Here is a 14,364-nt window from a genome sequence, read left to right as displayed (position 1 = left end):
TGATCGGACAGTGTTCTCGCGTGATCGGGCGGCATTCTCGCGTGATCGGACGGACGACACGTGTGCCGTCCGTCCAATCACGTGTGTCGTCCGTCCGGGCACGTGTGCCGTCCGGTTCGGCCCCCCGGTGACCGGGCGATCACGCCGCGCTCTGTGTCTCTCGTGACATGGGTCCCCACCTTTCCTTAGGTTAGGCTCCCCTCATGTCCACGGAAGACGCGCTGCTCACCGGCCATGACCTGGTGCTCGCGCACCAAGAGCGGGCCGTGGTGGACGGCGTGTCGCTGTCGCTGCGCGCCGGCACCGTGACCGCGCTGGTCGGGCCGAACGGGTCCGGCAAGTCGACGCTCCTGCGTTCGCTGGCGCGGCTGCACAAGCCTCGCGAGGGCAGCGTCCGGCTCGGGGGAAGCACCGTCTGGGGTGGGAACGCGTTGTCCGGCAAGGAGTTCGCCCGCCGGGTCACGTTGCTGACCCAGCACCGGCCCACGCCGAGCGGGGTCTCGGTGCGCGACGTCGTCGCCTACGGCCGGTACCCGTACCGTTCGGGCTGGCGCGGGGTCGACGTCGACGGCGCCGCCGCGATCCGCCGCGCGATGGACCTGACCGGCGTGACCCCGATGGCCGAACGCGGCGTCGACGAACTGTCCGGCGGCGAACTCCAGCGGGTCTGGCTCGCGTCCTGTCTCGCCCAGCAGACCTCCGTACTGCTGCTCGACGAGCCCACCAACCATCTCGACCTGCGCTATCAGGTCGAGATCCTCGACGTCGTCCGCGATCTCGCCAACGAAGGCGTCGCGGTCGGCGTGGTACTGCACGATCTCGACCACGCGGCGATCATCGCCGACGAGGTCGTGCTGCTGAGCGAGGGAACCATCGTGGCCACCGGTGACATCGGGCAGGCGCTCACCTCCGAGCACCTTTCCCGGGCCTACGGCGTCACCGTCCACGTCGCGAACGACCCGGTGACGGGCGCGATCCACTGCAGGCCACTCGGGCGGCATTCGCCCAGGCCCGCCTGAGAAATCCAGGAAGAACCATGCGTTTACCGACCCCTGCCGTCCTCGTCGCGGCGACGGCCCTGCTGCTGTCCGCCTGCGGCACCACCGAGAACACCGCGGCCGCGCCGAGCGAGTCCGCCGCCGCGAGCGGGCCGGTCACGGTGACCGACTCCCGCGGCAAGGCCGTCACCCTCAAGGCCCCCGCCAAGCGGGTCGTCGCGCTCGAATGGGGCGAGGCCGAGATGGTCGCTTCACTCGGTGTCATGCCGGTCGGTGCCGCGGACGTCGCGGGCTACCACGTGTGGGACAAGGCCGTCCCGCTGACCGCCGAGGTCAAGGACGTCGGCAAGCGCAACGAGCCCAGTGTCGACGCGATCGTCGGCTTGAACCCCGACGTCGTCATCATGGCCGAGGAGCGTGACTCCACGCTGGTGCCGCAGATCGAGAAGTACGTGCCGGTCGTGGTCACCAAGTCCAGCGACGCGAGCCGCAACTTCGACCGCCTGCGCGAGGACTTCAAGCTGATCGCGAAGACGGTCGGCAAGGAGGCCGATGCGGAGAAGCAACTGTCCGAAATGGACGCCGAACTCGCCGAAGGCAAGAAGGCCGTCGAGGCGAAGGGCGCCGCGGGCACCCCGTTCCTGATGGCCGACGGCTACCTCGAAGGCAGCACCGTCAGCATCCGCCCGTTCGGCAAGGGCTCGCTGGTCTCCGACACCGCCGAGGCCGTCGGCCTGAAAAACGCCTGGACCGGCAAGGTCGACCCGCAGTGGGGGCTCGGCCAGACCGACGTCGAGGGCCTGACCGCGCTCACCGACCCGAAGACCGTGCTGTTCTACAGCGCGTCGGAAGAGGACGTCTTCACCACCGGGCTCGCGCAGAACGCCGTCTACCAGCGGCTGCCGTTCGTGGTGTCGAAGAAGATCCACAAGCTGGAGACCGGGACATGGACCTTCGGCGGGCCGAAGTCGATCATCATGACCGCGGACCAGATCGTGAAGGCCATCACCGCCTGATGACCACCGAGGTCCGAGGTACCTCCCCCCGCCGAGGACTCGTCGAAACGGTGCGAACGCCGCAGACGATCCGCACCGCGGTGGTGTCGGCGGGACTGGTGGTGCTCATCGCCGTCCTCGCCGGCCTCCACCTGACCCAGGGCACCTCGACGTCCGGTCCGCTGGACGTGGTGAAGGCGATCTTCGGTCAGGGTGACGCACAGACCCTGGCGGTACTCGAGGGTTCGCGCGTCCCCCGGCTGCTCGCCGCGTTGCTGCTCGGGATCGCGCTCGGTGTCGCGGGCGCGGGATTGCAGTCCGTGGCGCGGAACCCGCTCGCCTCGCCCGACACCCTCGCGGTCAACGCGGGCGCGCATTTCGCCGTGGTGGCCATCTCCGCGTTCGGGCTTTCCCTGCCGCTCGTCCCGGTCGGCGGGGCGGCGTTCGCGGGCGGGCTCGCCGCGGCCGTCGTCGTGCTGGGCCTCGCGGGCGGCGGTTCGGCGAGTCCGCGGCTGGTGCTCGTGGGCTCCGCGGTGCTGCTGGCGCTCCAGTCCGTGACCATCCTGCTGCTGCTCCTGTTCGAGCAGGAGACGAACGGGCTGTTCGCGTGGGGCAGTGGTTCGCTCACCGTCGCCGATCTGCGCGCCACCGGCCAGATGACGCCGATCGTGGTGCTCGCCGTGGTGGCGCTCATCGCGATGGGCCGCAGACTCGACGTCCTCGCCCTCGGCGACGACAACGCGACCGTGCTCGGCCTGCGGGTCCGCCGGACGCGGGTCACCGCGGTGGTGCTGACCGTCGCGCTGACCGCGGCGGCGGTGACGGTCGCCGGGCCGGTCGGGTTCGTCGGGCTGAGCGCGCCGGTGATCACGCGGCTGCTGCTGCCGATCGCCAAACACCGCGCGCTGCTGCCGGTGTCCGGGCTGGTCGGCGTGGTGACGGTGCTCGGCGCCGACGTCGTCCTGCGGGCGATCATGGGTTCGGCCGCCGCCGTGCGGGTCCCGACCGGGGTGGTGACCACGATCGTCGGTGCCGTCGTGATGGTGTGGCTGGCGCGGCGCGGCCGGGGCAGCGGCTCACGTCGTCCGGCTCCGGCAGGACGGGTCGGGGTCGCCGGCTCGGCCCGGCGGCTCGTGACCATTTCCGTCGTCTTGGTGGCGCTGCTCGCCGTCGTCCCGGTGGTGGGCCTGATGCTGGGCGACCGGATGGTGCTGCTCGGGGACCTCGCGAACTGGGTCGACGGCAACACCGGGACCGCTTTGACCTTCGTGCTGGACCAGCGACTTCCGCGGGTGCTGGCCGCGCTGCTCGCCGGCGCCGCGCTGGCGGTGTCGGGCTGCGGGATCCAGTCGGTCAGCCGCAACCCGCTCGCCGAACCCGGCTTGCTCGGTATCACCGCGGGGGCCGGGCTCGGCGCGATCACGCTGATCACCATCGTCCCCGCGGTCGGCGCGTGGTCGATCGCCGGTGCCGCCGGCGTCGGCGCGACCGTCGTGTTCGCGCTGGTCTACGGGCTGGCATGGCGGTCGGGACTCGATTCGGACCGGTTGGTGATCATCGGCATCGCGGTCTGGTCGGCCGGGATGGCGCTGATCACCCTGCTGATCGTGGTCTCGGACCCGTGGAACTCGGCCAAGGCGCTGACCTGGCTTTCGGGGTCGACCTACGGCCGCACGCTGGAACAGGTCGCGCCGGTGGCCTTGGCGCTGATCGTGCTGACGCCGTTGTCGTGGATCAAGCACCGCGAACTGGATCTGCACGCCCTGGACGAGGACACCCCGCGCGTGCTCGGCCTGCGCGTCGAACGGTCCCGGCTGGTGGTGCTGGCCGCCTCCGGGATCCTGGCGGCCACCGCCGTGTCCGCGATCGGCGTGGTCGTGTTCGTCGGGCTGGTCGCGCCGCATCTGGCGCGTTCGCTCGTCGGCGGACGGCACGGCCGGGTGATCCCGGTGGCCGCGGCGCTCGGGGCGCTGCTGGTGAGCGTCGCGGACACCCTCGGGCGGACGGTCATCGCCCCCGCCCAGATCCCGGCGGGCCTGGTCATCGCGATGGTCGGGACGCCGTACTTCGTGCTGGTGCTCTGGCGGACCCGGCCATAGAAGTACGTGAAGGCCCCCTTCCCGTACCTGGGCGCAAGGAAGGGGGCCTTCACGTACTGGGGCTACAGGGTCTTCTGGAGGTGGGTGGCCAGCAGCTTGGTGAAGCGGGCGGGGTCGCCCAGTTCACCGCCTTCGGCCAGCAGAGCCATGCCGTAGAGCAGTTCGGCGGTCTCGGCGAGCCCGTCGTTCTCACCCTTCTCGGCGAACGAGGCCCGCAGCCCGGAGACCAGCGGGTGGCCCGGGTTGAGTTCCAGGATCCGCTTGATCCGCGGCATTTCCTGGCCCATCGCGCGGTACATCTTCTCCAGCGTCGGGGTGACGTCGTTCGTGTCGCCGACGATGCAGGCGGGCGACGTCGTCAGCCGCGACGAGAGCCGCACCTCCTTGACCTGCTCGGAGAGGGTCTTCGTGAGCCAGCTCAGGAGCCCGGAGAACTCCTCCTTCTGCTCGTCGGTGGTGTCGGAGCCGAGTTCGACCTCGCCCTTCGCGACCGACTGGAACTGCTTCTCCTCGAAGGCCGGAACCGCGTCGACCCACATCTCGTCGATCGGGTCGGTGAGCACGAGCACCTCGTACCCCTTGGCCCGGAAGGCTTCCAGATGCGGGGAGTTCTCGATGCTCTGCCGCGACTCGCCGGTCAGATAGTAGATGTGCTCCTGGCCGTCCTTCATCCGCTCGACGTACTCGCGCAGCGACGTGAGCTTCCCGGTGCCGTCTACGTCGTGGGTCGAGGCGAACGAGCAGATGTCGAGGATCGCGGTGCGGTTCTCGTGGTCGTCCAGCAGGCCTTCCTTGACGGCGCGGCCGAACTCCTTCCAGAACGTTTCGTACTTGTCCGGGTTCTCGTCGGCCATCAGGGTCTTGACCGTCGAGAGGACCTTCTTGACCAGGCGACGGCGGATCAGCTGGATCTGCCGGTCCTGCTGCAGGATCTCGCGCGACACGTTGAGCGAGAGGTCCTGCGCGTCGACGACGCCCTTCACGAAGCGCAAGTACTCCGGCATCAGCGCTTCGCAGTCGTCCATGATGAAGACGCGCTTCACGTACAGCTGGACACCGCGTTTGCGTTCCCGCATGAACAGGTCGAGCGGCGCGTGCCCCGGCAGGAACAGCAGCGCCTGGTACTCGAAGGTGCCCTCGGCCTGGAGGCGGATCGTCTCCAGTGGATCGTTCCAGTCGTGCGCGACGTGCTTATAGAACTCGTTGTACTCGTCCTCGGTGACGTCGCTGGACGAGCGGGCCCACAGCGCCTTCATCGAGTTGACCGTGACGACCTCTTCGCCCTCGGTCATCCGGATCGGCCAGGTGATGAAGTCCGAGTACTTCTTGACGATCTGCTTGATCTTCGCGGCCGAGGTGTAGTCGAAGAGCTGGTCCTCGGCGTCCTCGGGCTTGAGGTGCAGGACGACCGACGTGCCCTGCGGCAGGTCGGGGACCGTCTCGATGGTGTACGTGCCTTCGCCCTCGGACTCCCAGCGGACGCCCTCGTCCGATCCGGCGCGGCGCGTCAGCAGCGTGACCTTGTCGGCCACCATGAAGCTGGCGTAGAACCCGATGCCGAATTGGCCGATCAGGTCCTGCGAGGCCGCGGAATCCTTGGTCTCCTTCAGTTTCTTCAGGAATTCGGCGGTACCGGATTTCGCGATCGTGCCGATCAGCGCCACGACGTCGTCCCGGCTCATCCCGATTCCGTTGTCCCGCACGGTCAGCGTGCGCTTTTCGGGGTCGGTTCCGATCTCGATGTGGAGATCGTCGGTGTCCGCCTGGAGGTCCTTGTCACGGAACGCTTCGAGGCGGAGTTTGTCCAGTGCGTCGGAGGCGTTGGACACCAGTTCCCGCAGGAACGTGTCCTTGTTCGAGTAGATCGAGTGGATCATCAGCTGCAGGAGCTGACGTGCCTCCGACTGGAACTCGAGTGTTTCGGCAGAGGTTGTCACGCGGCGATATTACCGAGCGCGGGAGCGGGTCAGGCGAGCCTCTGCCTGGCTACTTCGGTCAGCCCGTCACCGACGGCCTGTTCGATCGTCGTGACGGCGGAGCGGCCGTCGGTCTCGACCGTGGCGATGACGTTGCCGAAATGCGGTCCCGACGTCTTTTCCCAGCCGAGTGGCAGGGGTTCGACACCGCCCCGCGCCGCCCATCGGCGCGTGAGCTTCGCCAGCGAGGCCGACCAAGTGGCGGCGAACGCGAGCCGGAGCGGCCGCGGCATCGCGTTGTGCACCGGCGAGCAGGTGAGCTGGTACACCGCCGACGTCACCGGCTCCGGGTAGCGTGCCTCGGCGATGTAGGCGTGATGGACGTCGCCGGAGAGCACCGAGATGGTGGCGGGCGGATCCTCCACGCGCCCCTCGCGCGCGATCATGGCGGCGAGCCGGTCGAACGACGCGCGGAACGCCGCCCAGTGTTCGAGGTCGCCCGCCTGCCGGATCTGCTCCGCGAGCCGTCCTCGCCAGCCGGGACGGTTGCAGGCCCGCTCGTTGAGGGACTGCAGGTGGGAGATGACCGGCGGCAGCAGCCACGGCAGCGAGGACCCGATGAGCAGGTGGTCGCACGGCTCATCGTCGTTCGCGGCGTTGTCCTCGATCCAGTCGAACTCGTCGTCGTCGACCATCGACCGATGGCCGGGCTCCAGGATCCGGCCCGCCCGGCTGTCGATGACCAGCAGCCGCACCTTGCCGAAGTCGCGCCGGTAACTCCATCGGGCGCCCTTGGTGCCGTCGCGTTCGTTGTCGGCTTCGTCGGCGTAGGCGACGAGCAGGTCGGCGTTGTCCTCTCCGGAGGAGACGGCCTTCTGGTAGGTCGGGTCCTCGGCGAGTTCGGCGGGGCCGAGATTACCGAGGTGCTGGTAGACCCAGTACGACATGATCGCCCCGCGCAGGCGCTCCTGCCACCACGGCTGGGCGCGCATCTGCTGCCGCCACGTGTGGGAGGTGTTCCAGTCGTCGCGGACGTCGTGGTCGTCGAAGATCATCGACGTGGGCACGGTGGAGAGCAGCCAGCGGATCGTCGGCTCGCCCCAGGCTTCGAGGTAGAGGTGCGTGTACTCCTCGAAGTCCGTCACCTCGGTGCCGGGCGGCTTCGAGGTGTCGCGACGCTTCTTCAGCCATTCCTGCGTCTCGTCGGTGGTCTCGTCGGCGTAGACCTGGTCTCCGAGCATCAACAACGCCTGCGGCCACTCGGATTCCTCGCCGCCGGCCATCCGGCGGGCGTACGCGGCGAGCGCGTCCGGGCCGAAGGTGTCGCCGTCGTGCGGTTTGCGGCAGGAGCCGAACACGAGCCGGACCCGGGACTCGTTCTCGGGCAGGGTCCGGATGCGGCTGGGCGGGAATTCGGACTCCGGCAGCGGCCAGGCCTTTTCGCCGTCCACGCGCACTTCGTACTCGGTGCAGGTGCCGGGTTCGAGCCCGGTCAGTACGAGCAGGGCGTAGTGGTGACCCCGGATCTCGAACGTTCTCGTGGTCGTGCCGAGGACTTCGACCTCACTCGCGGTGTCGGTCTCGACCCACAGCGTCGCCGACGTCTCGTCGACATGGCGCAGCAACGGCCCCAGGAGCAGACTCATGCCTGAAACGGTGCCACAGCGAAGCCAAGATCGTGCGCTGAGGGGAGCCTCAGCCGAGCCGCGCGAAGATCTCCCGGATCTCGGCCAGCGCCTTCTCCCGTTCCGCGTCGTCTTCGTACCAGCCGTCGGCGGCACGTTCCTCGACGATCGCCTCGGGTGTGAAGTCCTCGCCGAACCGGTAATGACCGACGCAGTAGGCGAACCCCGACTCGCTCAGCGGATCCAGGTCTTCCCGGCGGCAGTGCTCCAGGAAGCCTTCGGCCTGTGTCCACCGCTCGCCGTCGAACCAGAACACGCCACCGGCGTAGTGGATCGCCGCTCCCGTCCCGGTATCGACGAGGTTCAGCGACTCGTAGTTCTCGGGGCGGTTCCGCACCAGCGCGACGAGGTGTTCGGGCACGCCGCCGTAGAGCGCCTCCTGCACCGAGTAGTCCTCTTCGGCGTACAGGTTCAGCTCCGACTCGTGGTCGAAGGTCAGCAGCAGCGCCTGCTTGTCCGGCGTGAAATACCAGACCGCCGACTGCCCGCCGCCGTCGTTCCAGGCGAATCGCTCCGCGCCGTCCACCTCGACCGGTTCGATCTCGGTGACCGCGTCGATCACCGCGGCCCGCCGCCGGACTTCGTCGAGGGACGTCGCACCGAGGGCCGCCCAGATCTGTTCGCTCACCAGCGCAGGCTACCGGCCCGCAGGCCCCGTCCAGCCCGCGGGCACGTGCCCGACCCGGATGCGCCGGCCGGGGCGGACTCGACCTTGGTCCGCGGCGCTTTCCGAGACGACGCGATGCTCCGCCACGCTGACCGTCACCCGGTACGGCTCCTCGCGGTCCACGATGGTCGCGCTCGCCGCGCTGCTCGAAGACCCCTGGCGCTCGGGCTGAACCGCCGGGGCCCGCCGTCCGTGTCACCCGATGAAGGCAGCCCACCCCGGAAGGAACCAGCCTTGTCGGTTTTCCCGCGTTCCGCCCTGGCCGGCCTGCCCGGCGACCGGACGACAGCCCGCGAGATCGCGTCCGGCGCGGCGACGACGCTGTCCGCCGCCCTCGTGCTGTTCGCCCTGCTCGCGCCGGACGACCTCGGTGGGCTGGATGGGCTGGATGGGCTGACACCGGAGACGTTCGTGCGGCTGCCGGTGGAAGCGCTGCTCGGGGTGGCCGTCGTGCTGATGCTGCGCGACGGCGCGAGGCGGATCTTCGCGGTGTCCGCCGGCGCGGTCCTCGGGGTCTTGACCGTCGTCAAGGCCATCGACATCGGCTTCGGGCTCGCACTCGACCGGCGCTTCGACCCGGTGTTCGACTGGGGGGTGCTCGGCAACGGCGTCGAGCTGCTCGGCACGTCCATCGGCCGGGCGGGCGCGATCGCGTCGTTCGCCGGGCTGACGCTGCTGGCCGTGGTCGTGACCGTGCTGATGGCGCTGGCGGTGCTGCGGTTGAGCCGGGTGGTGGCCGGGCGGCGTACCGCGGCGACCCGGGTGACGGCGGTGCTCAGCGTGCTCTGGGCGGGGTGCGCGGTCTCGGGCGCGCAGCTCGTTCCGGGGCAGCCGCTCGCGTCCCGCAGCACGGTCGCCTTCGCCTACGAAGACCTCCGCCAAGTGTGGGCCGGCATTCGCGATCGGGAGGCCTTCGCCGAGGAAGTCGCCGTCGACGCCTTTCGGGACACTGCGCCTTCGGGGCTGCTGAACGCGTTGCGCGGCAAAGACGTCCTGTTCACCTTCGTCGAGAGCTACGGACGAGTGGCCGTCCAGGACTCCGACATCGCACCCAAGGTCGGCGCGGTTCTCGACGCCGGGACCACGCGGCTGAAGAACGCCGGATACGGCTCACGCAGCGCCTTCCTGACGTCGCCGACGACGAGCGCGGGAAGCTGGCTGGCGCACTCGACGTTCCGATCCGGGGTCTGGATCGACAGTCAACATCGCTACGACCACTTCGTGCGGACCGACCGGCTCACCCTCGGCGGCGCGTTCGGACGCGCGGGCTGGGAGACGGCCGGCGTCGTACCGGCGCATACCGCGGACTGGCCGGAGGGCAAGGTCTACGGCTACGACCGCTACTACGACTCCCGCAACATCGGGTATCGCGGTCCGTCGTTCTCCTACGCCACGATGCCGGACCAGTTCACGCTTTCGGCCTTCCAGCGTGCCGAACGCGCGAAGCCGGACCGGCCGCCGCTGATGGCGGAAATCGATCTGGTCACCAGTCACTGGCCGTGGACTCCGCTCCCCCGCATGGTCGACTGGACCGCCGTCGGCGACGGGGCGGTCTACCAGCCCATGCCCTCGCAGGGAAAACCACCCGAAGAGGTGTTCACCGACCCCGCCAAGGTGCGCGGCGCGTACGGTGACTCGATCGCGTACTCGCTGAACGCGCTCATCTCGTTCGTGGAGACGTACGGCGACGACGATCTCGTGCTCGTCTTCCTCGGCGACCACCAGCCGAATCCGATCGTCGCCGGGGCGGGCGCGGATCGCGACGTGCCCATCACCGTGGTCACACGGGACAAGGCCGTCCTCGGCAAGATCACCGGTTGGCATTGGCCGGACGGCCTGAACCCCGGCCGGACCGCGCCGGTGTGGCGGATGGACACGTTCCGGGACCGCTTCCTGACCACCTTCGCTCACTGACCCCCCGCAATTGGTCACCTACTTGCGGTCGCGTCGCGGTACCGGCCGGCCAACTCCCGCAAGTAGGTGACCAATTGCGGGGGGCCGGTGACCCGGAACGGGAGATCGAGCAGTCCCAAGTGGACGGCCATCGTCTCGATGCTGTCCGCCCCGGTGTGCAGCACGCACGTGTCCGCGTCGACGGCCTCGACCGTGCCGACGGCGGGGTTGATCCGCGCGGTCACCTCTTCGGCGGACGCGTGCACGGTGACGTCGGCCCGGTACCGCCACGCGGCGGACGAGACACCGCGCCGCACCCGGTCGGTGACGTCCTCGGGCAGCTCACGCGCGGTGAACCGCGGACCGGCCGGGACACGCGGGGTCAGCCGGTCGACACGGAAGGTGCGCCAGTCGCCGCGGTCGAGGTCCCAGGCCACCAGGTACCAGCGGCGACCCCAGTTCACCAGGCGATAGGGCTCGACCTTCCGGATGCTTTCCGAACCGTCGTGGGCGCGGTAGCCGAAGCGCAGCACCTCACGGTCCCGGCAGCAGGCCGTCAGCACGGTGAGGGTCTCGGCGGCGACGCGCGGGCCGGGCTCGTCCCTCGGCACCGGGATGGTGTACGCCTGCAGGGCGTTCACGCGGCGCCGCAACCGCGACGGCAGCACTCGCTCGAGTTTCGCGAGCGCGCGCAACGACGTCTCCTCCACGCCCGCGATGGTGCCGCCCGCCGCGGTGCGCAGGCCGATCGCGACGGCGACGGCCTCCTCGTCGTCCAGCAGCAACGGTGGCAGCTCGGCGCCGGCACCGAGCCGGTAGCCGCCGACCGAGCCACGGGTCGCGTTCACCGGATAGCCGAGCGCGCGCAGCCGCTCGACGTCGTTGCGGATCGTCCGGGCGCTGACCTCCAGGCGTTCCGCCAGTTCGGTGCCGGTCCAGTCGCGGGGGGCCTGCAGGAGGGAGAGTAGACGCAGCAGTCTTGCCGAGGTTTCCAACATTTTTTCAGGCTGCTCCTCCAATAGGAACGTGACGTTCCTAATGGCACTCTACCTTGGTCTCATGAACGAAAACACGGAGATCAAGCCCTTCCGCATCGACGTCCCGCAGGCCGAGCTGGACGACCTGGCCGACCGGCTGGGCCGCGTCCGCTGGGCGAACGAACTGCCCGCCGACCAGGTGACCGACGGGGTGCAGCGTGGACCGGTCACGCCGGGCTGGGAGTACGGCGTGCCGCTGGACTACGTGCAGCGCCTGGTCGCGTACTGGCGCGAGGGCTACGACTGGCGCGAGTGGGAGGCGAAGCTCAACGAGTACCCGCAGTTCACCACGGAGATCGACGGGCAGAACATCCACTTCCTGCACGTCCGCTCTCCGGAGCCGGACGCCACGCCGCTGATCCTCACCCACGGCTGGCCGAACTCGGTCTTCGAGTACCTCGACCTGATCGATCAGCTGACGGACCCGCGCTCCCACGGCGGCGACGCGGCTGACGCCTTCCACGTGGTGATCCCTTCGCTGCCCGGCTTCGGCTTCTCCGGTGCCACCCACGAGAAGGGCTGGAACCGCTACCGCACCGCGAAGGCGTGGGCCGAGCTGATGCGCCGTCTGGGCTACGAGCGCTACGGCACGCACGGCAACGACGCCGGTTCGTTCGTCGCCCCCGAGGTCGGCCGCGCCGACGCCGAACACGTGATCGGCGTACACGTCACGCAGCTGTTCTCCTTCCCCAGCGGGGATCCGGCGGAGTTCGAGGGCATGACCGAACAGGAGCTGGAGTACCTGCAGTTCCTACAGCACTTCAACGACGACATGTCCGGTTACGCGAAACTCCAGGAGAGCGCGCCGCAGAACCTCGCGCACGCGCTCGCCGACTCGCCGACCGGCCAGCTGGCCTGGAGCGCGCAACTGCTGGCGGGCACGAATGACGACCACGTGCTCACCAACGCCACCCTGTACTGGCTCACCAACACCGCGGCCTCGGCGGCGCGGTTCTACTACGAGGACAAGCACACCGAGCACCCGAGCGAGCCGACGACCGCGCCGACCGGCCTGGCGAGCTTCGCCTACGACTTCCGGCCGCTGCGGCGCTTCGCCGAGCGGGACCACGCGAACATCGTTTCGTGGCAGGAATTCGACCGCGGCAGCCACTGGGCGACCCAGGACGCGCCGGACCTCCTGCTGGGCGACATCCGGGAGTTCTTCCGCAAGCTGGCGTGACGTGGCGCGAGCGAGTGGCGTTTCGGGTTCCGACCCGGAACGCCACTCATGACCCGCTCGACCTCACTCGGCCATGCGGTGCAGCAAGAAGATCCCGTTGAGCAGGGGCCGGTCGAGCCGCTGCCGGTCGGTGGCCATGTACTCGTCGAGGATGTCGAGGATGCGGTTGTCGAGTTCGGTCGCCTCCGCCGGTGAGAGGTGCAACGCGAATCGCTCGACCACCCGCACCGAACCCGGGCCCGCTTCACGTAGTTCTTCCTGGAAGGCCTCGATCGGCCCGAACCGGGTCTCTTCGTCCTTGTCGTTCAACGGCCCGTTCAGCCACCAGCTCTTGCCGACGCCGCGGTAGGGCTTTTCGAGCGCACCGCTCGCGCCGGTGCGCACGGGCGCCTGTTCCAGCAGACCGGCCTCGGCGAGCTGCCGCACGTGGTAGAGCACCGTGCCGGGGTCCTTGCCGAGCCGGTCGGCAAGCTCCTTGTTGGTCAGCTCCCGCTCGCCGCAAAGCCGGAGAATGCGCAACCGCAGAGGATGCCCGAGCGCCTTCGCCTCACGCGCCGTCGCCTCACGCCGCCGGTCCGCGACCCTCGCGGCGACTTGATCGTCCATGACCGGAGCGTAACGCGCTGATAGAGAAGAGCAACATCGATGGAGTTTTCCAAATCGATGTGCGATCCTCGATCGATGACCTCGCTGGGAAGCGCCTTCTGGCGGCTTTGGACCGCGTCGAGCCTGTCGAATCTGGCCGACGGGATCATCAAGATCGCGCTCGGTCTGGTGGCCGTCCAGCTCACCCGGTCACCGGCACTCATCGCGGGGCTGGCCTTCGTCTCGTCCTTGCCCTGGCTGGTGTTCGCGCTGCACGCCGGGGTGCTCGCCGACCGTGTCGACCGCCGCCGCGCCATGCTCACCGCAAACGTGTTCCGCGCCGGTCTGCTCACCGCACTCGCCGTGGTGATCGCAGTGGATCTCGGGTCCATCTGGCTGCTCTACGTGATCGCGCTTGGACTCGGGCTCGCCGAAACGCTCCACGACACGGCCGCGCAGGCGATCCTCCCTCAGGTCGTCGGCCGTGCTCGGCTGACGCGGGCCAACAGTCGCCTCTACGCCGGCGAACTCACCGCCAACGAGTTCGCCGGGCCACCATTGGGTGGTTTCCTTGTCACCGCGGGCGCGTTCACCGCCTTCGCGACACCCGCGGCACTTTGGCTCGTCTCGGTCGCCGCGCTCTTCTTCGTCCCGGGTTCGTTCCGCGCGGAGGGGACACGCGACACTAGTGTGCGCGAAGACCTCGTCGAGGGACTGCGTTTCCTTTGGACGAACCGGATTCTCCGGATTCTGGCGATCATGGTCGGCGGGTTCAACTTCGCCACCAGCGCCATGCTCACGATCTTCGTGCTCTACGCGGTGGGTCCCGCTTCGGCGATGGGCCTGACGACACAGGCCTACGGTTTCCTGCTCGCCACCATCGCTCTGGGCGGGTTCGCGGCGTCCTTCGCCGCGGAGCGGATCGAACTCGCGCTCGGCCGATCCCGTGCCCTGATCCTCGGCCTCCTCACCGGCGCCGCGCTCGTCGGAATCCCGGCGGTCACCACGAATCCGTACGTGGTCGGCGTGGTGTTCTTCCTCGGCGGGGCCGGGATCGTGGTGTGGAACGTCGTCGTCGTTTCGATGCGGCAACGGCTCATCCCGGACCACCTGCTGGGCAGGGGCACCAGCGGCCACCGGCTCGTCGCGTGGGGTACCAAACCGCTGGGCGCGGCGGCGGCCGGGCTGCTCGCGGAGGCCTTCGGGCTGCGGCCGGTGTTCACGGTGATGGCGGCGGTGATCCTGGCGCTGCTGCTGTTCTGCCCTCGAGAGTGGTGACGGCGGCAGAAACCAGTGCCCGGTTGACGGT

Annotated in this window: 12 protein-coding genes; 7 read left to right on the top strand and 5 right to left on the bottom strand. The window is 69.2% G+C overall.

Features of this window, described 5'->3' with window-relative positions; translation table 11 throughout:
• Positions 1-203 precede the first annotated feature (203 nt).
• From P3102_RS06395 to P3102_RS06385, 3 genes are read left to right on the top strand one after another with little or no spacing between them, the layout of a single operon-like run.
• Positions 204-1,019, top strand: a complete 816-nt coding sequence (locus P3102_RS06395; protein WP_276367331.1) for an ABC transporter ATP-binding protein — start codon at positions 204-206, stop codon at positions 1,017-1,019.
• Positions 1,020-1,036: 17 nt separating this feature from the next.
• Positions 1,037-2,014, top strand: coding sequence for an iron-siderophore ABC transporter substrate-binding protein (locus tag P3102_RS06390; protein WP_276367329.1), 978 nt, complete (start codon positions 1,037-1,039; stop codon positions 2,012-2,014).
• The gene (locus tag P3102_RS06385; protein WP_276367328.1) at positions 2,014-4,092 is read left to right on the top strand and encodes an iron ABC transporter permease; all 2,079 of its coding nucleotides are present in this window, start codon (positions 2,014-2,016) and stop codon (positions 4,090-4,092) included. The genes P3102_RS06390 and P3102_RS06385 overlap by 1 nt, the downstream gene beginning before the upstream one ends.
• A gap of 62 nt (positions 4,093-4,154) precedes the next feature.
• Here the strand turns inward: P3102_RS06385 and htpG are convergent, their stop codons facing one another.
• Genes htpG through P3102_RS06370 form a run of 3 tightly spaced genes read right to left on the bottom strand, consistent with a single transcriptional unit; the run spans position 4,155 to position 8,321 of the window.
• The gene (htpG, locus tag P3102_RS06380; protein ID WP_276367326.1) at positions 4,155-6,029 is read right to left on the bottom strand and encodes a molecular chaperone HtpG; all 1,875 of its coding nucleotides are present in this window, start codon (positions 6,027-6,029) and stop codon (positions 4,155-4,157) included.
• A gap of 29 nt (positions 6,030-6,058) precedes the next feature.
• Positions 6,059-7,654, bottom strand: a complete 1,596-nt coding sequence (locus tag P3102_RS06375; protein ID WP_276367325.1) for an alkaline phosphatase D family protein — start codon at positions 7,652-7,654, stop codon at positions 6,059-6,061.
• A 49-nt stretch (positions 7,655-7,703) separates the two neighbouring features.
• Positions 7,704-8,321, bottom strand: a complete 618-nt coding sequence (locus P3102_RS06370) for a hypothetical protein (protein ID WP_276367323.1) — start codon at positions 8,319-8,321, stop codon at positions 7,704-7,706.
• Positions 8,322-8,379: 58 nt separating this feature from the next.
• Between P3102_RS06370 and P3102_RS06365 the strand changes: the two genes are divergently transcribed.
• Complete coding sequence (locus P3102_RS06365; RefSeq protein WP_276367321.1) at positions 8,380-8,532, top strand: hypothetical protein; 153 nt, start codon at positions 8,380-8,382, stop codon at positions 8,530-8,532.
• 62 nt (positions 8,533-8,594) lie between these two features.
• Positions 8,595-10,274, top strand: coding sequence for a sulfatase (locus P3102_RS06360; RefSeq protein ID WP_276367320.1), 1,680 nt, complete (start codon positions 8,595-8,597; stop codon positions 10,272-10,274).
• A gap of 14 nt (positions 10,275-10,288) precedes the next feature.
• Here P3102_RS06360 and P3102_RS06355 read toward each other — a convergent pair whose 3' ends face one another.
• A complete protein-coding gene (locus P3102_RS06355) occupies positions 10,289-11,251 on the bottom strand; it encodes a WYL domain-containing protein (protein WP_276367318.1) in 963 nt (320 codons plus the stop codon).
• A gap of 61 nt (positions 11,252-11,312) precedes the next feature.
• On the opposite strand from P3102_RS06355, the gene P3102_RS06350 reads away from it, so the two are divergent.
• A complete protein-coding gene (locus P3102_RS06350; protein ID WP_276367317.1) occupies positions 11,313-12,470 on the top strand; it encodes an epoxide hydrolase family protein in 1,158 nt (385 codons plus the stop codon).
• 63 nt (positions 12,471-12,533) lie between these two features.
• Here the strand turns inward: P3102_RS06350 and P3102_RS06345 are convergent, their stop codons facing one another.
• Positions 12,534-13,076, bottom strand: a complete 543-nt coding sequence (locus P3102_RS06345; RefSeq protein WP_276367315.1) for a winged helix-turn-helix domain-containing protein — start codon at positions 13,074-13,076, stop codon at positions 12,534-12,536.
• 75 nt (positions 13,077-13,151) lie between these two features.
• Here P3102_RS06345 and P3102_RS06340 point away from each other — a divergent pair, with 75 nt between their 5' ends.
• Positions 13,152-14,333, top strand: coding sequence for an MFS transporter (locus P3102_RS06340; RefSeq protein ID WP_276367314.1), 1,182 nt, complete (start codon positions 13,152-13,154; stop codon positions 14,331-14,333).
• The last annotated feature ends 31 nt before the right edge of the window (positions 14,334-14,364 follow it).

This window comes from Amycolatopsis sp. QT-25 (assembly GCF_029369745.1).
In the GTDB taxonomy this organism is placed as follows: domain Bacteria; phylum Actinomycetota; class Actinomycetes; order Mycobacteriales; family Pseudonocardiaceae; genus Amycolatopsis.
The sequence above is the reverse complement of the archived record's forward strand: the minus strand, read 5'-3'. Positions and strand labels throughout refer to the sequence as shown.

Bases quoted from the DNA above. Each gene is read 5' to 3' on its own strand.
- P3102_RS06365 (WP_276367321.1), top strand. From the start codon at position 8,380: ATGCGCCGGCCGGGGCGGACTCGACCTTGGTCCGCGGCGCTTTCCGAG.
- P3102_RS06390 (WP_276367329.1), top strand. From the start codon at position 1,037: ATGCGTTTACCGACCCCTGCCGTCCTCGTCGCGGCGACGGCCCTGCTG.
- P3102_RS06340 (WP_276367314.1), top strand. From the start codon at position 13,152: ATGACCTCGCTGGGAAGCGCCTTCTGGCGGCTTTGGACCGCGTCGAGC.
- P3102_RS06355 (WP_276367318.1), bottom strand. From the start codon at position 11,251: ATGTTGGAAACCTCGGCAAGACTGCTGCGTCTACTCTCCCTCCTGCAG.
- P3102_RS06375 (WP_276367325.1), bottom strand. From the start codon at position 7,654: ATGAGTCTGCTCCTGGGGCCGTTGCTGCGCCATGTCGACGAGACGTCG.
- P3102_RS06395 (WP_276367331.1), top strand. From the start codon at position 204: ATGTCCACGGAAGACGCGCTGCTCACCGGCCATGACCTGGTGCTCGCG.
- P3102_RS06345 (WP_276367315.1), bottom strand. From the start codon at position 13,076: ATGGACGATCAAGTCGCCGCGAGGGTCGCGGACCGGCGGCGTGAGGCG.
- P3102_RS06350 (WP_276367317.1), top strand. From the start codon at position 11,313: ATGAACGAAAACACGGAGATCAAGCCCTTCCGCATCGACGTCCCGCAG.
- P3102_RS06385 (WP_276367328.1), top strand. From the start codon at position 2,014: ATGACCACCGAGGTCCGAGGTACCTCCCCCCGCCGAGGACTCGTCGAA.